We start from the raw sequence: 19,113 nt of genomic DNA, 5'->3' as shown, positions 1-19,113 counted from the left end.
CGGCCCGAAGACAACCGCGGCAGGACAGGCCGGCAATATTTTGCCCGAGCGGCATCTACCTGAAGCGCCCGGTCGCACGATCATTCGCGTCGCGACAGTTCGTCGCCATCAGCGGAAGCCAACCTTGAATGTTAAACCGTAAGTCCGCGGAGCCTGGCCATAGGATACTGGGTATCCGACTCCCTGGCTCGACGCATTGAAGATTATCCGCTCGTCGAGGAGGTTTCGTCCCCATAGCGAAACCGTATAATGCTTATCGGGGGAGGTCCAAGCGATCGAGCTGCTGAGTAATCCATAAGCCGGCTGCCGCAGGAAATTGTCCGCCTCGATATAATAATCGCCGTTGTATGACCCGGTGAGGTTGTAATGCAGCGAACCAAAATTGAACTCGCGCTGATAGTCGCCTGAAAGGGATGCAACAAAGTTCTGCGCCTGCGGGATGCGCCGACCCGACGCATCGATTGAGATCAGGGTTGCGCCGCCATCGGGTCTGACGATACTGCCGACCGCGTTCCGGTAGTTGGTGAACTTGGCATGCAGCGCTTCAAGACCACCCGACAGGCTGAGTTCCGATGTTAGGCGCGCATTGAAGTCGACGTCCAGGCCGTATAGTTCCGCTTTCGCGCCGTTCACGATGCTCTGAGTAACGCCAACGAACTGCGTAATCTGAAGATTCGCATAATTGTAATAGAAGCCACCAACGTTGAAGCGCAGCCGGCGATCGAACACTTCGGTCTTGATTCCGGCTTCATAAGCGTCGAGGCGCTCGGGTAGATAGGCAGGATTGGAGGGGTTTAGAATATTGAAACCGCCGCTCTTGATGCCGCGATTGTATGAGACGTAGCCCAGCACGTCCGGCCCGAACTGATGATCGAGCGCGATCCGCCATGTCGGTTTGCGGATCGTCAGCGCTGGCGGCGTGAACGGTGCGTTTACGACGGCGCCATTGTATCGGGTGCTAACGATCAGGCCGTCGTGCAACTGACGCTTCTCGTAGGTCCACCGGGCGCCGAGCGTCAACTTCGTGCCTGTGAACAATCCGATGCCGACCTGTCCGAACGGCGCGACCGACTCCGTGTCCTCAACACCGGTCGTATCCGTCCGCTGGTTCACCGTGGGTGGTCCTACGGTCGCGCGATAAAAGGAGGGGAAGAAGTCCCGCTCTACCTGATTGGCCAGACGATTATTATAATAGAACACGCCCGCTGTATACGTGAAGCTGCTGTTGTTTTTGGAGACCAGCTGGATTTCTTGAGTAAAATCATGATTGGGTTGGTTACCGGGATTGACGCGGACATAAAAGATCGGGACGGGCGTTGGGGCGTCGTCGAACAAATAGCTCGTCGAACCTTGCCTGTAAGAGGTGATCGAGACAAGCTTGGCAAATTCGAGATCATGATCAATTTCGACGCTCGCCCCGCCCCCCTTGAAGGCTGTGAAGGGATCAATTTGCGAGTAAGTGTCAAATTTACTGGACAATGCCCCGATCGGCCTAACGAAGGTCGTCCCGTCATACGGCACGAAAGTAAATGCTCGCTCACGCCGGTCCATATAGTCGCCAATGATCGTCACATCGGTCCTGCCGTCGAGCTCCCACCGAACCTTGCCGCGCAGCGACAGCGAATGCAGGAGCTGAAAGGTATCGTCGCCGGTGACGCGGTTGGTGCCGTAACCGTTGCCCTGATGTGCGTAATCAATCGAAAGGCTGGCCGCGATATTGTCAGCGAGGGGTCCGGACAAGAAGGCACCGGCTCGCACGGTCGCGTAATTGTCGATGCCGGCATAACCCTCTATATCCAGCGTCTTAGAGGGTGCGCGGGTCGTTATCTGGATTACGCCGCCGGTCGCATTGCGCCCGAACAGCGTGCCTTGCGGACCTTTGAGCACCGCCAGCTGCTCGATATCGGGCAGCTCGCGAAGGCCTTCGCGCTGCTGCGCGATGTAGACGCCGTCAATGTACAACGCGACCGGGTTTTCAACGACGTTGCTCGACGTTCCGATACCGCGCAGATAGGGTTGAAAGGCACCGGAAACGTTGCGGGAGTTATAGCCTGGTGCGACGGTGTTAAGCGTCGCCAGACTGGTGACACCGGAGACCGCCAATTGCGGGCCACTGATCGCGGTGATCACGATCGGCACTTTCTGCAGGTTCTCCGACCGACGCTGCGCCGTCACGACGATATCAGCAAGGCCACCGGTGACGGGCGTACCTGCGGCTGTTTGCACATCGGCCAGAGGTTGGGTGGCTCCCGGCGATGCCGGAAGCTGCTGCGCGCCGACCGCACTAGGCGGCTCACCGGCCGCGTCCCGCGAAGCCGCATGCGCGGGGACGGCAACACAGAGGGCGAGGCTTACAATGGAAGCATTTGCCAATAGGCGAAACTTGTGCGGATTCATGAAAATTCCCCTCTCCGTGATGTCGAGCGAATTGTTCGCCTCTGAACGTCTGCGCGTCTCTTACCGGTCTTTTAAGCAGTCAAATACCGTTAGCAAATGATGGCAAAATTACTGGTGTGTTACCGAATAGCTATCGCCGTTCCGAACCCAGTACTTTAAGCATTCTTATCTTCTCGGCGTTCTTGGAGGAGGTCAACGAAACAACCGGCCGGTGGATCGACCGTGGGACAGGTCGATACAACGTGATGAATTACACATTCGCATTATGCGTACCGACACGCGGTTCGTGCGTCCGAGAACCAACAGCATCGACCTCAGCGTGCGACCAACCGGCGACAAGATCCAACACACCATCCGACCAGTACCTCCCGCGCCAGGCCACATGTTGATCGGGGCGTACGAGCGTCAGCGGAACATCGTAACGCCCGATCGCTTCATGTTCGGTGATATATATGACAGCCAACGCGATGCCGCGCCTGGCGGCATCGGCGAGCGCTTTGTTCGTCTGCTCGCTCCCTGCATCGAACCGGGCGACGAGCGCGAAACCTTTCCCAAACAGGTCATAGAGCGACCTCCCATCGGCGCGCCAGACATGCGGTGCCAAGCAGCCGACACGGCTTGACGGTATATAGCGCCGATCCTCGGATGGAGTCGGCGCGATATCGTCGTCGATCGCCAGAACCGGAGATGTTTTATAGCAACCGCCAAGTACGGTCTTTAGCGTGTGGAATTCGCGTCGCTTGAGTGCCGCAATTCGCTCACCCACGACACGGCGCATTGCATCGCCAACCTCGCCAGGTTCCTCAAGTCCATCCGACCAGAAATCATTCGAAAGCACGGCGTGGTTCGCCGCGGCTTCGGCGATTACCTCCTCGTGTATTACCCGGCGCTCGATCTCATAGCTGTCGAGCAGCGCAGGGCCGCCCCAGCCTTGCACCATCGCGGCTAACTTCCAGCCGAGATCGACACCGTCCGCCACCCCCATGTTCATGCCATAACCGCCGAACGGCGGGTGGAGGTGGCAGGCGTCACCTATGAGGAAGATACGCCCGTCGCGATACCGATCGGCGATCAAGCTGCTGGCAACCCATTCGTCGCTACTAAGGATTTCATAGGGAAGGTCGATTCCCGTCGCCTCGCGGATCAGCGTCGCCGCCGTGTCGGACGTGATCTTGAATCCTTCTGGCAACCGCGTCGGCATGAAGAACCAGATATCGTCGCGGTCCATCGGCCCAATCAGGCTCGGGGCTGCCGGGTTGACCTGCCAGTACATCGTCGCTGCTCCGTGCCCGTGTGCCTCGGCTAGCCCGGGTGCGCGGAAAACGATGTTGTAATTGCGCGACAGCCCGTAGGTGCCGTGCATTGTTGCGCCGATCACATCGCGCAGCGCACTCCGAGCGCCGTCCGCGCCGACCACATACCCACACCGGACAGGCAATTCTTCACCCGAGGTGCGATTGCGCAAGAGCAGGTCGACGCCGTCCGGTTGCTGCGTTGCCGATACGAATTCGGTACTGAAGCGTAACTCGATCGTGGGCAGGGTCTCAGCATGCTCGCGCATCACCTGTTCGAGCTTGTACTGCGGTACCCATTGCCCGTGCTCGGGGTAGAGGTCGTTGCGAGCCGGATGGCAGTTCGAGGCGTTCTCAATGCGCGCGAGTCCGAAGCCACCGAGGCGGGTCACGAAGTTTACGGTAGAGGGATAGTCTACTCCGAACGGCGACTCCGCGGCCAACTTGTCGGCGATCCCCCAACGCCTGAGGTGGGTGCGCGTGCGAACGTTGGTAGTCTTGGCACGAGGCGCGTAACCCACCCGGTCATTACGTTCGCTCAGGAGGCATCGCACCCCACGCGACCCAAGTTCGATTGCGAGAGCGAGTCCGCTCGGCCCCGCCCCGATGATGACGACATCATAGTTTGTGCTCATCTACACCGCTCCTACCGAACGGGAGCATCACTCCCGCTGGCGTCTCCTGCGCCACACGGATCTTTGTTAGGCTAGCGGTCACGATTGCAAAATGATGGCAAAACGCTGGTGGTGTTACCTGTTTTCTATCATCGGGTGAGAAGCGGCTGATTCAAAGCTGAGCGGCGAAACAGATCGCAGAGATGCTGGGCGACCGGCGTCAACGGCAGTCGCGATCGAAACACAACACAGATAGCAGGCGCCGCAAGTTCTTCCTTAACCTTGATCTGAACTAGCAATCTGCTGCTACGCACGAACGCGAGCCATTGCTGCGGCAGCATCGCGAGTATATCCGACGCGGCGGCAACCGTGATCATCGACAGCGCACTTTGAGCCTGTACGGCGGTTATAGGTTTTGGCAGGCCATGGCGTTGGAACAGTGGCCACAGCTCGGCCTCGCTATCCATGGTGACCGAGGTTGCGACCCAACGCGCATCGCCTAGTTCGGCAAGAGACGTCGCGTGGCGCAATAGATGGCCGCGCTTGGCAAGGATCACACGACGGTTATCGAACAGCTTTTCAGCGATATAGTCACCGGCCAGAGTCTCTTCAGCCAATGGTCCCACGTAGAAGTCGATTGCTCCACTCCTAATGTCCGCCTCCATTGCAGGAAACAGACCCTCCGTAATTCGAAGCCGGACCTCGGGATAGCGGCGTCGGAAGGGCTCGAGTACCATCGGCAACATCGACACATGCGGGGCGGTCGACAGACCGATGGACACCGTTCCTGCGCTGATGCCCTTTAACTGTTGGACCTCGTCGCGCGCGCGCTCCAGCTCCTGTTGCACGGCTGTGCTGCGCCTGACGAACGCTTTTCCGATCGGTGTCAGCGTCATTCCTGACGCGCTTCGCTCGAACAGCGTCACGCCCAGTTCGTGCTCCAACTCCTGAATGCTGCGTGTGATCGCCGGCTGGGCGATCCCGAGATGGCGTGCTGCCCGGCGCAGCCCACCGAGCTCCGCTACGGCAATGAGATGATTAAGATGAGCCAGCTTCATTGTGTTACCGGTTTAGCAACACTTAGACAGTTTTGCCATCATTTCATATCGCCCGAACTGGTCTAAGGTTTGCCCACAAGACGCGGAGATGTCTTATCGGGGCCATCCGCCCCGTTGCTCGAGGAGGGGCTGATGACGGGTTCGAATAAGTTGAGGCTAATGGTTGCCGCGTCAGGAACGACGCTTGCGATGGTTGCCGTTCCGGTACTGGCCCAAGACGCCCCTCCGGTCCGACCCGCGATGCAGAGCGATCCCGCTGCACCGGCGGCACCTCTTGCGCAAGGTCCCGCGACCTCGGCCGATGCGGCCTCGGCGAACGCGACGCCAGGGCAGCAGGGGCTTGCGGACATCATTGTGACGGCTCAGCGCCGCTCTGAAAACCTTCAGCGTGCTGCTGTTGCGGTCAGTGTGGTTCAGGGCGCCGATCTTGTTGCGGCCGGCATCACCCAACCTGGCCGGCTTGGCGAACTCGCGCCAGCGTTGACAATCCAGCCGTCGAGCACGGGCAACCTTATTTTCCTCCGCGGCGTCGGCAATTTCACACTAACGCCCAACAGCGACCCTGCGATCGCGTTCAATTACGATGGCGTCTACATCGGGCGCCCCACGTCGACGAACGGCTTGTTCTACGATCTTGATCGGATCGAGGTACTGAAGGGTCCGCAGGGAACGCTCTACGGCCGCAACGCCACCGGCGGTGCCATCAACCTGATACCTGCTCAACCTAAGCTAGGCGACCTTTCAGGCTATCTGACGGCGAGCTATGGTGACTACAACGCGGTGGTGGCGGAAGGTGCGATCAACTTGCCCTTGGGCGAGACCGGTGCCTTGCGAGTTTCAGCGAGCACTTCTCGGCATGACGGCTATCTCAGCGACGGGACGTCGGACGATAATACGACATCGCTCCGAGTGCAAATGAAAGTCAAACTCACCCCCGCACTAACGGTTCGTCTAGCCGGCGACTATAGCCACGTTGGCGGCATCGGCGCGGGCGTCTCCTACATCAGCAACTACAGCTATAATCCCGTTGCCGGCCGTTACGCAACGGTGCTGTCAGGCCTAACTCTGGCCGACGGTCTCTACACCCCCGCGGCACAGGCATATCGCACAACCATCACCGCAGGCCCCTCCGGCCGCAAAGAGGACGCGATCGCACCGTATCCGTTCCAACGGAACAACTTTTACGGTGCCAACGCGCAGATCGACTATGATACCGGCGCCGGCACCCTGACAATCATCCCGGCGTGGCGCTACGCATCCTTGAACTATTTAGCCGAAGCCGCCGCCTTCCCGTATCGCAATCGCGAGAAGGACGAGCAATTCAGCATAGAGGCTCGATTCACAGGTAACCGGATTGGGATTTTCGATTACACGCTCGGCGGCTATTACTACGACGAGACGATTCGGAATCGGACTGCGCTGAACTTGTCAGCGGCGGAGAACTTTCTGATCCAGAATTACCGAACTCGCTCCTTTGCACCATTCGGACGTTTGACCGCGCATCTGACCGAACGACTGCGCGTCATCGGCGGCGTGCGTTACTCCAAGGATATCAAGAGTTTCGTCGGAAACACGACGGCGCTAAATCTCGTTTGCGTGGTGCGCGTTGCGGGCGTGCCAACATGTCCTAATGCGCACCTCTTTACAACGGTCGACACGCTCTCTCAGGTGCCATTTGCTGTGCCATCCGGACCCGCGCCGATCCCGCAAGGCGCGTCGGGCGCAATTGTCGTGCGCACCGACAGCACTTTCAACGACAGGCTGACCAACGATCGCGTCACCTATCACGGGGGCGTCGAATTCGATCTCGCACCGCGGTCGCTGCTATATGCGACGGTCGAGTCAGGATATCGTTCAGGAGGCTTCTCCGCGGCTCAGGGCTTCGAGACTTATCAGCCAGAGACTATCACCGCCTACACTGTAGGTCTGAAGAACCGCTTCTTCGACAACCGCGTGCAGTTGAACGTCGAGGGATTCCTGTGGGACTACAACAACCAACAGGTATCGCACCTGGGCCTTGATCTCAGCGGTCGGACCGCGCAGTTTATCCAAAATATCGGCAAGTCTCAGATCAAAGGCGTGGAGGTCGAAGGACGCGTGCTGGTGACCAAGACTACTCTAGTTAGCGCTGACGTCCAGTATCTCGATGCCCGTGATCGGTCATTTGCTTATCAGCAAGGTAGCGCGACGGGAGCTCCGCTAACTGGTTGCGCTTACGCTATCGCAGCTAATCCAGCCTTCTACAACGTTAATTGTGCAGGCAAGCAAGGCTATAATTCCCCTAGATGGACTCTGAATATGGCGGCGCAGCAAAGCTTTAACGTCGGATTATACAAGGTCGTTGCCGGCGTCGATACTCAGTACAAGACCAGTCGCACCGTTGGCTTCGAATACCTGCCGGAGCAGTTGGTAGGATCCACCTGGATGACCAATGCGCAGGTCTCGTTCGGTCCGGCTTCCGATCGCTGGTCGATCGCTGGCTTCGTCCGAAACATCGAAGATAGTCGCATCCTTAACTTCGCGGTCACCCACCCACTCGCGAATACGTTAGTCGGCGGATCGACGGCGCCGCGCACTTACGGCGCGCGGGCCTCGGTCAAGTTCTGACAGCCTAAGCACAGACGGAGTAGTCGAATGAAGCTGGTACGGTTTGAGAAGGACGGCGCGCAGATCGGCGCTGTCAAGGGCGGCGGGGTAATCGACCTGGTCGCGGCCGGATGCCGATGGAAGACGATCCAGGCCATCGCGGGCGCCGGAACCGACGCGCTTGATGAGTTGCGCGAGTTGATCGACCGGACCAGTCCGGTGCTGGCGTTGAGCGGCCTTCGTCTGCTCTCGCCGATCGAACGCCCCGGCAAGTATCTTGCGATCGGTATGAACTACGCCAAGCATCTGGAAGAAGCAGACAAGCTGGGCGTGGCGCGAGCGAAGCATCAGACATGGTTTAATAAGCAGACGACCTGCATCACTGGACCGTACGACGATATTGATCCGGGTGTGACCGAGAAGCTCGACTATGAGGTCGAATTGGGCGCGGTGATCGGAATGCCTGCGAAAAGGGTGAGCGAAGCCGGCGCGCCCGCACATGTATTCGGCTATTTCGTGGCCAATGACGTATCGGCGCGCGACTGGCAATTCCACACGCCGACCTTCACCATGGGCAAATCGTTCGATACGCATGGTCCAATCGGACCGTGGATCGTTACCGCTGACGAGGTGCCCGATCCACATGCTCTGACGTTGCGCTGCTTCGTTAACGGGGAATTGCGGCAGAGCAACAATACCGGTCAGATGATCCACAATTTGTGGGCGCAGATCGGCTATCTCTCGACCGCATTTACGCTGGAAACCGGCGACCTGATCGCCACCGGTACGCCAGAAGGGGTCGGTGTGGGCATGGACCCGCCGCGGTTCCTGAAGCCGGGTGATGTCGTCCGCTGCGAGATCGACGGGATCGGTGCGATCGAGAACAAGGTCATCGCGCCGACGATCTGACAGCGGGGCGCAAAAGCGAGGACATACGATATGCCGGTTCTGGGACCTCTCTCCTTCACGCTCGAAGTACCGTCGCTCGACGAAGGCGTGACTTTCTATACTGATGCCGGACTAGTCGCTGATGTCGAAGGCGATGTCGGGCGCTTGCGCTGTCCGGGTCAAGAGCGCGAATCGATCGTGCTGCTAGGGGGATATCCGCGCAAGCGGCTGCACCATATCTCGCTACGGGCGGAACAATTAGACGACATGGCGGCGAAGACGCTTGAGCACGGCGGCAGGGTCGCGGCCGCGCCGCGAGGCTTCGAGGACAACGATCTATGGGTCGAGGATCCGCACGGCATGCTGATCCACTTGTCCGATCGCCCCGCTGACCGCGAACTTGAAGCAGTCGAGCCGTTTCAAGTCAACGCGCCCGGACTAACTGTCCGCAAACGCCGCTCGGCGATGCTACCAGGTGCTTCCTATGCGCCCGCAAAGCCGCTCCGGCTCGGCCATATACTCGTATTCAGCCCCGACGTGCCGGCGAGCGTCGCATTCATGACCGACGCGCTCGGCATGGGCTTGGCCGACCGTGCGCAGGACATAATCGCATTCTGCTGCGCCCGTAAAGATAGTGACCACCATGTCGTCGCATTCGCAAAATCGCCGGGTGTAGGTTTTCATCACGGTAGTTTCATGGTCAGCGACCCAGACACGGTCGGCCGCGGCGGCCGCGCTCTACTCGCCAAAGTGAAGCTCGGCGACTGGGGTTTCGGGCGTCATACGATCGGCTCGAACTTCTTCCACTATATCCAAGACCCTTGGGGATCATGGTTCGAATATTATTCGGACATGGATCATATCGACGATTACGCGCTGTGGACGCCGACCAATTACCAGATGGAAGACAGTCTCGCCAATTGGGGGCCGGATGTACCACACGATTTCGTTCACAATTACGAAGCCGATCCGCGAGCGTTCCAACGCCGCTCGAATGAGACGGTCCCCGCTTGAGGACCAGCGGCCATCCGAACGTGCTCTTGTTCACGATGTTGTTCGTCGCGGCTGTTGCCGCGCATCTGGATCATGCAGGTACGGACCTAGCGGGGGCATGAGTGCGAAGGCGTCTTTAGCCGAACTCCGCGAGAGCTACGAAGAGGCGTCGATGAGCCGCATGCGGGTGGCGGCGGTGGCTGTCACCGTCGCCCTGTCTGCGCTCGACGGCTACGATGTGCTGTCTATCACCTTCGCCGCTCCCGCGATTGCCCACGAGTGGGGCATCGGCAAGGCGGCGCTCGGTGGATTACTATCAGCCGGACTGGCCGGGATGGCGCTGGGCAGTCTCGTGCTGGCGCCGTTCGCCGATGTTGTCGGGCGGCGGCGGCTGGTACTCGGCAGCCTGGTCCTGATGGCGGCCGGCATGCTGCTTTCGGCGTTCGCACCATCCCTGTGGCCGCTTATTGCGTGGCGCTTGCTGACGGGCCTCGGCATCGGTGCGATGGTCGCAGTAATCAATCCAATCGCCGCCGAGTTCGCCAACGCTCGCCGCCGGGCGCTCGCGCTGTCGCTTATGGCAATGGGCTACCCTCTTGGCGGTTTGATTGGCGGGCTAGCGTCGGCCGCACTGCTGAGAAGCTTCGGGTGGCCCGCTGTCTTCCTTGCCGGCGTCGGGGCGGCATGCGTGCTGATACCGGTCGTCCTGCTGTTCCTGCCAGAGCCGCTCGCTTTTCTACTCGCACGGCCCCGTGCCGGCAATCTGGCGCGCGTCAACGCGCTGCTCGCCCGGTCCGGGCTTGGCACCGTGACGACGCTTCCGCCGGAGCCCGCGAAGGGTAGCGCCGGCTATGCCGCAGTCTTCGCGCCGCAGCAGGTCGCGACGACAATCCGGATTACGCTGGCCAATCTACTTTTCGTGATGGCGGTCTATTACGTGTTGAGTTGGCTGCCGCAGATGGTCGCCCAAGCAGGCTTTCCGCCTGCAACGGCGAGCCTAGTTGCGGCGGTTGCCAATCTGGCCGGTATCGCGGGCGGGCTTACGCTTGGCTGGCTTTCGCGCCGGGGCGGACTGAATCGGCTGACTGTGTTTTCGCTGGTCGGCCTCGGCGGCGCGACTGCGGCGTTCGGCTTGACACCCGCGTCTCTGCCTTTGCTGGTCGCCGCGGCGGGCGTTTGCGGCTTCTTCCTCTACGGCGGGATCGCCGGGTTGTACGCGACGTTCGCAATCAGCTTCACCGCCGAGGGGCGCGCATCAGGGGCCGGATTCGTCATTGGGATCGGGCGGATCGGCAGCGCGGTCGCGCCGTTACTGGCCGGATGGTTGTTTGCCGCGGGCTTCGGCCGTGCCACGGTTTCGACGGTGTTCGGCGCCTCCGCAGTGCTGGCGGGCCTGACGCTTATGAGCTTACGCGGCTTAGCCGAGGCGCAGATATCGGCGCTCACCGCCGAAAAGGAATAGGACGCAATGTCGATGCCTGACAAAATCCATGTCACCCGCTGGGGTCATACCGGTCCCAGTGTCGTCCTCGTCCATGGCAGCGCACAAGGGAGCAAAATCGGAGGCGACGGTCATTTCGCTGCGCAGGAGGCGCTGGCCGCTGACGGATGGCAACTTATGGTTCCAGACCGACCCGGCCACGGCGCCAGCCCGGCGCTGGGGCGCCCCGACGACGCCGAAGCCGATGGCGCCTGGGTCGCGGATCTGCTCGGCTTTGGCGCGCATCTCGTCGGGCATTCGTTCGGCGGCTGCGTCGCTCTCGCGGCCGCAGCCAGGCGTCCGGATGCTGTGCGGTCGCTTACGCTGATCGAACCGGGCATGCAGAAACTCGCGACCGACATTCCCGAGGTCCGTCGCTTCGTGCTGAAGCTGGTGACGACGATGATCTTCTCCTTTTCCCCCGAGCGCCGCGCCGGCCGTTTTGCCAAGTTGGTCGGTATTCCCAGCGGGATCCGAGGCGGCACGGATCGCGCTGAATTGAAAGCGATGGGGCTTGGTATCGCGAAACTCAAAGTGCCTACCGCCGCGACGCTGCGCGCCGAGCTTGAGACAATCAAGGCTGCCGGTGTTCCGCTGCTGGTCGTGACCGGTGGGTGGAGCGCTGCATTCGACGCAGTCGGGCGGCGCGTTGCTGAAGTCGGCGGCGGCCGGCATGAGATCGTGGCATCGACCAATCATTTTCCAAACCTTATGCCCGCCTTCAATCCCTTGCTCGCGGCGTTCATGGAGCAAGCCGACGCCCACGCGCAGACCCGGGCCGGTTCCAGCATTGCTTGAGCCCTCGCCTCTCGCCAGCAGCGGGGTGGCGGGCAACCGGCTACTAGCCGACCTGCAGACCATCAACGAGGAGATCGGGCACGGTGCACTAGAACTGGAGCGTTTGGTTCGGCTCGCCGATTATCCGGGCGGCCTGCTCGACGCTGTGAGGCTGCGCTTTTCGCGGGCGCTTCGACGCCCTCTCCAGCTTCTCGACGGCGTGATAACGCCACAACTGCGAAGCTCGACCGATGCGGCGGATAAGCCGGCGCTGATAGCCTATCGTCGTCTTCTGAGCGCCTACCACGAAGCTGCAGCGCATCATGTGGCGCGCTGGCCATCAACAAAGGTTGCGACGGATTGGGGCGGGCATCGCCGATCGGTGTCTGAGATGCTTTCGCGCTTACGCGAGCGTGTCGAGGCCGAGCGACGAGACATTGTCCCTGTCCTTCTGCGACAAGATCCCGCTGGTACCGCGCCGCTGACCATTTAACCCTTGCCGGATTGAGATTGAAGATGAGACAAATCCTTCTCGTATTGATTGCGCTCCTGTTGCCTACGATCGGTGAGGCGTCGAGTACTCCGCCCGCTGATGTCGTCACCCGATCAGGAGAAGTGCGCGGTGCGGTGCTGGACGACGGCGTGATAGCGTTCAAGGGCATCCCCTATGCGGCGGCACCGGTTGGCCCGCTTCGTTGGCGGCCGCCGCAGCCGACGCCGGCGTGGGTGACGCCGCTTGATGCGACGCAATTCGGGATGCCCTGCTTCGCATCGCCTTTGCCGGGCCCGGCGGCGGCCCTAGTGCAAAGCGAGGACTGCCTTACGCTCAATATCTGGGCGCCACCGGTCGCCTCAACCAGTAGCACAACCCTTCGGAGTACAACGTCTAAACAGTTTGGCCTGAAGCGTCCGGTGATGGTGTGGATTCACGGCGGCGGGTTCGAGTTCGGCTCTTCGGCACAGCCCCTCTATGATGGCTCCAACCTAGCGCGGCACAACGTTGTATTGGTGAGCTTCAACTACCGGCTCGGCGTCTTCGGTTTCTTAGCACATCCCGCGCTGGACCACGAAGGGCCGGCATCGGGCAATTACGGCCTGCAGGACCAGATCGCCGCCCTTCGCTGGGTGCGCGCTAATATCGCGGCGTTCGGTGGTGACCCGCAAAACATCACAATCTTCGGCCAATCAGCCGGCGCACATGCGGTGGGAATGCTGATGGCCTCGCCGCAGGCGAAAGGCCTTTTCGCAAAGGCAATTGCTGAGAGCGGCGCGTTCTGGGACAGTGAGCACGGCTCACTCGCAACCCACACCGAGGCCATCGATAGGGGTATCGCCTTCCAGAAACGCATGGGTGCGACCGGTATCGCTGCGCTTCGGGCAATACCTGCCGAGCAAATCAACATCGCGGGGCGCTGGGACGTTCGGCGGGATCCCGGCACGACGGCCTTCGCCCCAAGCGTCGACGGTTATGTGCTCGACGATGCGCCGGCGGCGGTGTTCGCGCGTGGGAGAGCGGCAAACGTGCCGCTGCTCGCGGGCTGGAACGCGCAGGAGGAGAATCCGTTGTTCCTCCCTCGAGCGCTGCCGCACACGACACCGCAAGCGTTTGGCGAGGCAGCGGCCAAATTGTTTGGCAGGGATCGGAGGGCGGCAGCAGAGACCGCGTATCCGGCGACCGATCCGAAATCTTCCGCAGAAAGGCTTATCGGGGATCTCGTCATTTCCCAGCAGACCTGGGAGATGCTGGCGCTGCAGGAAAAGGCTAGACGGAACGGAGTATACGCCTATCAGTTCTCGTTCACCTCACCATACTCGCCGATCGCCAATCATGGCGCGGAGGTAAAGTACGTGTTCAGCAATCTTCGGACTCCATTGCTAGTTAGCGGAAATGTGGAGGCTGACGCCCGCGATCGGGCAACAGCTGACTTGATGGTCACTTATTGGACAAACTTCGCGGGGAGAGGGGACCCAAATGGCCCAGGCTTGCCGACTTGGCCAGCATATAGGGGACCGGGATCCGATGTCCTCGCTATCGGGCCGGCTGGCGCGAAGTCTACCGCTGAAGCCGGTACCCATCGATTCCGCTTCATTCGATCGTTTCGCAAGGCGGGCCGCCTATCCCACCGTTGGCGAACAATTCTTCCCTAATGGTTGACTCTCGATTAGGGAAGCGACTCCGCATCTGACAAATATTCTGCGCTACCTGAAGCCTTTTCGCCTTCGCCCTTCCTAGAGTCTGCCTATACTTGAACAGTATTCACAATTATTTCGACTCCGCGAATATGGATTTAAAGATGTGTCACCAGCGGGAAGTGACCCGGAAAGGGCGAGATGGTCAGGGCTTTGTCGTAGCTGGGCGGGGCAACGCTTGACGTGCTGTACAGGAATGACACGGTGACGAGGAAACAGATCGCCGCCATTGCGCCGCCGATTGCGGCAGCCGCGGCTGGAACGTGCGCATGGCGAGCGCGCCTCGTTATCAATGGGCGACGCGAGTTCATCCGAGTATTGCTGTTAATGAAGGCGATGGTGCTCTTGATGCCTCGGGGGCTCGCCAGAAGCAGTTCGGCAAGGCTGACGACAGCCAGGCGCCCGGTGCAACTCGCTAAGCGTCAGGCCCCCGACCCCATGGGCTAATCCTTTTCTCGAACTAAGCGGATTCAGCCCCGCAGTGTATCCAAGTGGGGACGTAGATAGGGCGCGCTCGAGATATCGACGGAGCGCACGTCGCTAGCCGGACCGATTAGGAACATCGCGGGTTCGGCGAAGTTGCGATCGGCCTCGGCGCGCGAACGGGGTGACGAGATATAGAGGACGGGGGTCCGCATGTAGTCCTAGTTCAGTCTCGCCGAGAGGGGCAGGGTCCAGCCTCCTCATCCACCTCCTTGGACACTCGGTCCATCGGATCGGCCGAGACCGCCATACCGTGACACCAAGATCGGCGAACTTATCCTGTATCGCAGGGACGTGGCCGACATACCAGCGGCAAACCGGGCAGTCCTTTCCTCCGTCGACGATCAACGGTCGCCAGCCGCGTTCTGCGCTGGCGCCGCCCGCCGCCCGCCGAACCTTTCCCAGCCGAGGAGCGGCAAGGCGGTGCAAGATTGAAATTTGTTCTCCACGCTCGTAGAAAGCTTCGACTTCGTCGGGCTTCTCTCAAATCGGTACCGCTCGTACCGAACACCGAGTTATGCTTCGGACGATTGTCAGATCTTGTCATGCGTTCTGGTTTTAAAGTCGCGCGCATCATGACGTTCGTGCAACTGGCTGGCGGGATCGCCGAAATTGCGATTAACCATCTGGCCGCGTTTGACCGCGGGGCGTTCGCCGATCTGGTCAGCCCAGCGCCGAAGGTTGGTGTAGTCCTGCACCTGAAGGAACTCGCCCGCGTCGTATAGCAGTCCCTTGGCCATGCCGCCATACCATGGCCACACCGCGATATCGGCGATGGTGTACTCGTCGCCCGCCAAATACTCGTTGTCGGCGAGCCGATTGTCGAGCACATCGAGCTGGCGCTTTACCTCCATCGCGAAGCGGTCAATGGCATATTCGATCTTGCTTGGCGCATAGGCAAAGAAATGGCCGAAGCCACCGCCGAGATAGGGGCCGCTGCCGACCTGCCAGAACAGCCACGAAAGGCATTCGGCGCGGGTCGCCGGATCGGTTGGCAGGAACGCGCCGAACTTCTCGGCGAGATGTATCAGGATCGCGCCCGATTCGAACACCCGGATCGGGAACGCGCCGCTGCGGTCCATCAGGGCGGGAATTTTCGAATTGGGGCTCACATCGACGAAGCAGCTGCCGAACTATGCGGATCAGCCAGGCATCATATTCGGCTCCCGTCTCGCCGCGCTCGAGTAATTCCTCGAGCATGATCGTAGCCTTCACGCCGTTGGGCGTGGCGAGCGAGTAAAGCTGGAACGGGTGCTTGCCGACCGGCAGCGGCTTGTCATGCGTCGCGCCGGAGACGGGACGGTTGATATTGGCGAACTTGCCGCCGCTCTCCTTGTCCCACTTCCAGATTTTGGGCGGGATATATTTGGTGTCGGTATCGGCCATGATCGTCTCCTTCAGGCGGTCGCGGGCCGCTGGTTTTGCGGAAACATGACGGCGCGCGCGGCATCGTCCATTTCCTGCTTGAAGCTGTATTTCCCGGCGAGCGCGGCGACGCGCTCAGCGGCGGGTCGCGCGCTGATCTCGTCGACCAGCCGCTTGACGTTGGGATAGTCCGCCCATGCCGTTTCGCCGAAGATGAACGGGATCGCCCGCGCCCATCCCCAAACCGACATATCAACGATCGAGTAATTGTCGCCGACCATATAGCGGCCCTTGCCGAGTTGCGTATCGATCAGTCGCCAATGGCGCTCTGCCTCGAACATATAGCGGTTGACGGCATAATCCTTCGGCTCAGGCGCGAAATGCTTGAAATGCACCGCCTGGCCGCAATAAGGGCCGATACCGGTCGCCACGAGCATCAGCCATGAAAGCATTTGCGCGCCTTCCGGCGACGCTTCATCGACCATGAATTTGCCGGTCTTTTTCGCCAGATATAGCAGGATCGCGGTAGAATCGAACAAGGTCGCGTTCCCATCGGTGAGCGCTGGCGTCTTGCCGTTGGGATTGATCGCGAGATATGCCGGTTCGTGCTGATCGCCCTTGCGCGTGTCGACTGGCACGATCTCGTAATCGAGCCCGGCTTCCTCCAGAAACAGCGCGACTTTCGCCGGGTTGGGGGACGGGTGATAATAGAATGTGATCATGTTCGGGCTCCTTTGTGAGGTTCACGGGGTGTCGGGTCAGAAACGCTCGGCCCACGGGTGCAACTCGGTCTCGTGCGTCCACGCGCTGCGCGGCTGCGCGATGACCGACAAATACGTGTCGGCGATCGCATCGGGGTCGAGATGGCTGTCGGGCTTCTCCGCCGGGTTGGGACTCGTCGCGCTGCGGATCGCCCCATCGATAACGATATGCGCGACGTATACGCCCTTAGGGCTAAGCTCCCGCGCCATGCTTTGAGCCAGCCCGCGCAGCGCGAACTTGCCCATCGCGAACGGTGCGGATCCGGAATGCCCCTTCACGCTAGCAGAAGCGCCGGTGAAGGATGACGCCCGATCCGCGCTCGACCATGATTCGCGCGGCCTGCTGCCCAACCAAAAAACCGCCGAACGCAGTGACCGCGAGCCTTTGCAAGACCTCGGCCGGATCGAGCTCGGTTATCGGCCCGCGTGCTCGACCGCTGGCGTTGTAGATCACCACGTCTGGCACCCCGAGTTTGGCCTGTACGTCATCGAATAGCCTGCGACATCGGCCGGATCGGCGGGTCGCACGAAAAAGCCAGCTCGCCTGTCTCGCCTGTCTCGGCGGTCAAGTCGGACAGTTTGTCTGCATGTCGCGCCACGAGCGCCACTTTCAGCCCAGCCGCCGAAAGCTTGTGAGCGAGTGAAGCACTAAGCCCCGCTCCGGCGCCGATGATCAGCGCGACCTTGAGATTTTCGAGCAAGATGGCGTCTCCAGATGAAGGCCCGATGGTTCGCGATATGCGCCTTCTTGTAACAAACGGTCAAGGATGCGTTCGATTTAATTTCGTGCTAAGGCGTGGCATGGCAGGCGTGGCACGGTTTGACAGGGGAGAGGTGCTCGACCGCGCGGCGCGCGTGTTCTGGCGGCAGGGCTACGACGCGACGTCGATCCAGGACCTGGAAGCAGCGACTTCGCTTGGACGGGGCAGCCTCTACAATGCGTTCGGCGACAAGGCGGCGCTCTTTCGCGCGGTGCTGGTGCGATATGGCGAGACCGAGGGTGCCGCGCCTTTATGTCACCTCGGCGATCCTGACGTGTTGGTAGGGCTGACGCGCATGCTCCATGCGATCGTCGAACGAATGCGCACGTCGGATCGACCCCGCGGGTGCCTCATCACCAATACCTGCATCGCAGGCGGCGGCGGCATGCCGACCGAGTTGCAAATCGCGGAGAACATGCGCGCCATGGAAGCCTTGTTCGAGGCGGCGTTTGTCCGCGCGCGCGACAGTGGCCAGATTGCCGACACGGTCGATCCCTTGAGACTGTCGCGGTTCTATTGCGGTATTGTCCAAAGCCTCGGCGTCATGCACCGCGCTCTCGGCGATTGCGCAACGCTGAATGATATCGTGACCGTCGCTCTCTCCAAATGGCCGTACCCGGACAAAGATCGCAATACGGCTCAGGTCTCCTTTTGAGGCTTTGTTTGGCTAGGCCAGCCTCCTCGGCGGTGGCTCGCCACCCGAAGCGCGAACCTTGCCCGCCTACCATCACATTCGTTATTCAATGCAAGACAATTGGACGCCAGATGCCACGCACAGGGCAGGTGGCTGCATTCTCCATTGGCAGTCAAGCCGCAGGTTCGGACGCCCGCTCATGGCCCCCCGGAGTCAATATTGCCGTAATGTAAGTGTGGCCCACGGCCGCCTTGCCATTGATGGGGTGCTTGTGCGTTTCGGGGGAACAGCTCGACCTTGATGAGAAGACCCGCCTGGTAGTCCAGGTACGCGACCCCTGGATCTGTAGACCGATTCAACCTTGAACTACTTTGGAGCCGATCGGCAAAAGTCCGCCGGCCGACGCCGAAAAGGACACTACGACATGCTCGACGAAACCCGCATGACCGCGTAAGTTAATTCAGTGAACTCCGGTAGACCCGGGGCGGCTCATAGCGGCTCAAGCCGGGCTTCGTTAGTGCAGCTGCTGCAGGATATGGTGACAATATGTTTGGAGCAGCGTCAACCGCGGACGAGGTCCTTCAAGGGATTGAGTTAGGCGGGTTTCGGGTGTTGATCACTGGCGTGTCGGCTGGTGTCGGGGCGGAAACCGCGCGTGTCCTTGTTGCTCATGGCGCTCAAGTCGTTGGCGCCGCCCGCGACGTAGAAAAGGCGCGCGTCGCGACGGAGGGGTTCGCCATACAAACGGCGTCGAGCGGTAATTTTCGGCTCATCGAACTCGATCTTGCGTCCTTGAAAAGTGACGTCCCCCCTATTTTTTCCTCCAGTTTGAGC

At 60.6% G+C, this 19,113-nt stretch carries 16 protein-coding genes and 1 pseudogene; 8 read left to right on the top strand and 9 right to left on the bottom strand.

Going from position 1 to position 19,113, the window contains the following annotated elements; all coding sequences use genetic code 11:
* Window positions 1-108: 108 nt before the first annotated feature.
* The 3 genes from RH90_RS19700 to RH90_RS19690 form a co-directional block, all read right to left on the bottom strand.
* Window positions 109-2,397 carry a TonB-dependent receptor gene (locus tag RH90_RS19700; protein WP_081477047.1) on the bottom strand — a complete coding sequence of 763 codons (2,289 nt, stop codon included), beginning with the start codon at window positions 2,395-2,397 and terminating at the stop codon, window positions 109-111.
* 250 nt (window positions 2,398-2,647) lie between these two features.
* A complete protein-coding gene (locus RH90_RS19695) occupies window positions 2,648-4,324 on the bottom strand; it encodes an FAD-dependent monooxygenase (RefSeq protein WP_081477046.1) in 1,677 nt (558 codons plus the stop codon).
* Between the two features lie 128 nt (window positions 4,325-4,452).
* The gene (locus tag RH90_RS19690) at window positions 4,453-5,361 is read right to left on the bottom strand and encodes a LysR substrate-binding domain-containing protein (protein ID WP_010188364.1); all 909 of its coding nucleotides are present in this window, start codon (window positions 5,359-5,361) and stop codon (window positions 4,453-4,455) included.
* 132 nt (window positions 5,362-5,493) lie between these two features.
* Between RH90_RS19690 and RH90_RS19685 the strand changes: the two genes are divergently transcribed.
* The 7 genes from RH90_RS19685 (at window position 5,494) to RH90_RS19655 (ending at window position 14,233) form a co-directional block, all read left to right on the top strand.
* Entirely contained in the window at window positions 5,494-7,968 is a 2,475-nt protein-coding gene (locus tag RH90_RS19685) for a TonB-dependent receptor (protein ID WP_010188363.1), read from the top strand.
* Window positions 7,969-7,995: 27 nt separating this feature from the next.
* Entirely contained in the window at window positions 7,996-8,856 is an 861-nt protein-coding gene (locus RH90_RS19680; protein ID WP_010188360.1) for a fumarylacetoacetate hydrolase family protein, read from the top strand.
* Between the two features lie 30 nt (window positions 8,857-8,886).
* On the top strand, window positions 8,887-9,849 hold the full coding sequence (locus RH90_RS19675) for a VOC family protein (RefSeq protein WP_010188357.1): 963 nt from the start codon (window positions 8,887-8,889) through the stop codon (window positions 9,847-9,849).
* Window positions 9,850-9,946: 97 nt separating this feature from the next.
* Window positions 9,947-11,290, top strand: a complete 1,344-nt coding sequence (locus RH90_RS19670) for an MFS transporter (protein ID WP_037493873.1) — start codon at window positions 9,947-9,949, stop codon at window positions 11,288-11,290.
* A gap of 6 nt (window positions 11,291-11,296) precedes the next feature.
* Window positions 11,297-12,106: an alpha/beta fold hydrolase gene (locus tag RH90_RS19665; protein ID WP_010188348.1), complete on the top strand. Its 810-nt coding sequence runs from the start codon at window positions 11,297-11,299 to the stop codon at window positions 12,104-12,106.
* A 25-nt stretch (window positions 12,107-12,131) separates the two neighbouring features.
* Complete coding sequence (locus tag RH90_RS23680; protein WP_157134762.1) at window positions 12,132-12,578, top strand: hypothetical protein; 447 nt, start codon at window positions 12,132-12,134, stop codon at window positions 12,576-12,578.
* A gap of 23 nt (window positions 12,579-12,601) precedes the next feature.
* Window positions 12,602-14,233, top strand: coding sequence for a carboxylesterase/lipase family protein (locus RH90_RS19655; RefSeq protein ID WP_081477044.1), 1,632 nt, complete (start codon window positions 12,602-12,604; stop codon window positions 14,231-14,233).
* Between the two features lie 1,058 nt (window positions 14,234-15,291).
* Here the strand turns inward: RH90_RS19655 and yghU are convergent.
* From yghU to RH90_RS24640, 5 genes and pseudogenes are all read right to left on the bottom strand, one after another.
* Window positions 15,292-16,144: pseudogene (yghU, locus tag RH90_RS19645) on the bottom strand (glutathione-dependent disulfide-bond oxidoreductase).
* An 11-nt stretch (window positions 16,145-16,155) separates the two neighbouring features.
* Window positions 16,156-16,845 carry a glutathione S-transferase family protein gene (locus RH90_RS19640; RefSeq protein WP_010188338.1) on the bottom strand — a complete coding sequence of 230 codons (690 nt, stop codon included), beginning with the start codon at window positions 16,843-16,845 and terminating at the stop codon, window positions 16,156-16,158.
* Between the two features lie 36 nt (window positions 16,846-16,881).
* Entirely contained in the window at window positions 16,882-17,094 is a 213-nt protein-coding gene (locus RH90_RS24090; protein ID WP_232280441.1) for a short-chain dehydrogenase, read from the bottom strand.
* A 70-nt stretch (window positions 17,095-17,164) separates the two neighbouring features.
* The gene (locus RH90_RS24850; RefSeq protein ID WP_442852477.1) at window positions 17,165-17,341 is read right to left on the bottom strand and encodes a hypothetical protein; all 177 of its coding nucleotides are present in this window, start codon (window positions 17,339-17,341) and stop codon (window positions 17,165-17,167) included.
* A 28-nt stretch (window positions 17,342-17,369) separates the two neighbouring features.
* Window positions 17,370-17,585, bottom strand: a complete 216-nt coding sequence (locus RH90_RS24640; RefSeq protein ID WP_010188324.1) for an SDR family NAD(P)-dependent oxidoreductase — start codon at window positions 17,583-17,585, stop codon at window positions 17,370-17,372.
* A 100-nt stretch (window positions 17,586-17,685) separates the two neighbouring features.
* On the opposite strand from RH90_RS24640, the gene RH90_RS22270 reads away from it, so the two are divergent.
* Complete coding sequence (locus RH90_RS22270; protein ID WP_232280440.1) at window positions 17,686-18,300, top strand: TetR/AcrR family transcriptional regulator; 615 nt, start codon at window positions 17,686-17,688, stop codon at window positions 18,298-18,300.
* 573 nt (window positions 18,301-18,873) lie between these two features.
* On the opposite strand, the gene RH90_RS24440 is transcribed toward RH90_RS22270, so the two are convergent.
* Window positions 18,874-19,113, bottom strand: a 240-nt coding sequence (locus tag RH90_RS24440; protein WP_232280439.1) for a hypothetical protein, incomplete at its 5' end; no start/stop codon positions are given.

This window comes from Sphingomonas sp. PAMC 26605, from assembly GCF_000241485.1.
Lineage (GTDB): Bacteria > Pseudomonadota > Alphaproteobacteria > Sphingomonadales > Sphingomonadaceae > Sphingomonas.
This window is presented reverse-complemented; position numbering and strand designations above follow the sequence as displayed.

Coding starts and splice junctions, on each gene's coding strand:
- RH90_RS19700 (WP_081477047.1), bottom strand. CDS start 2,397: ATGAATCCGCACAAGTTTCGCCTATTGGCAAATGCTTCCATTGTAAGC.
- RH90_RS19695 (WP_081477046.1), bottom strand. CDS start 4,324: ATGAGCACAAACTATGATGTCGTCATCATCGGGGCGGGGCCGAGCGGA.
- RH90_RS19690 (WP_010188364.1), bottom strand. CDS start 5,361: ATGAAGCTGGCTCATCTTAATCATCTCATTGCCGTAGCGGAGCTCGGT.
- RH90_RS19685 (WP_010188363.1), top strand. CDS start 5,494: ATGACGGGTTCGAATAAGTTGAGGCTAATGGTTGCCGCGTCAGGAACG.
- RH90_RS19680 (WP_010188360.1), top strand. CDS start 7,996: ATGAAGCTGGTACGGTTTGAGAAGGACGGCGCGCAGATCGGCGCTGTC.
- RH90_RS19675 (WP_010188357.1), top strand. CDS start 8,887: ATGCCGGTTCTGGGACCTCTCTCCTTCACGCTCGAAGTACCGTCGCTC.
- RH90_RS19670 (WP_037493873.1), top strand. CDS start 9,947: ATGAGTGCGAAGGCGTCTTTAGCCGAACTCCGCGAGAGCTACGAAGAG.
- RH90_RS19665 (WP_010188348.1), top strand. CDS start 11,297: ATGTCGATGCCTGACAAAATCCATGTCACCCGCTGGGGTCATACCGGT.
- RH90_RS19655 (WP_081477044.1), top strand. CDS start 12,602: ATGAGACAAATCCTTCTCGTATTGATTGCGCTCCTGTTGCCTACGATC.
- RH90_RS19640 (WP_010188338.1), bottom strand. CDS start 16,845: ATGATCACATTCTATTATCACCCGTCCCCCAACCCGGCGAAAGTCGCG.
- RH90_RS24090 (WP_232280441.1), bottom strand. CDS start 17,094: ATGGCGCGGGAGCTTAGCCCTAAGGGCGTATACGTCGCGCATATCGTT.
- RH90_RS22270 (WP_232280440.1), top strand. CDS start 17,686: ATGGCAGGCGTGGCACGGTTTGACAGGGGAGAGGTGCTCGACCGCGCG.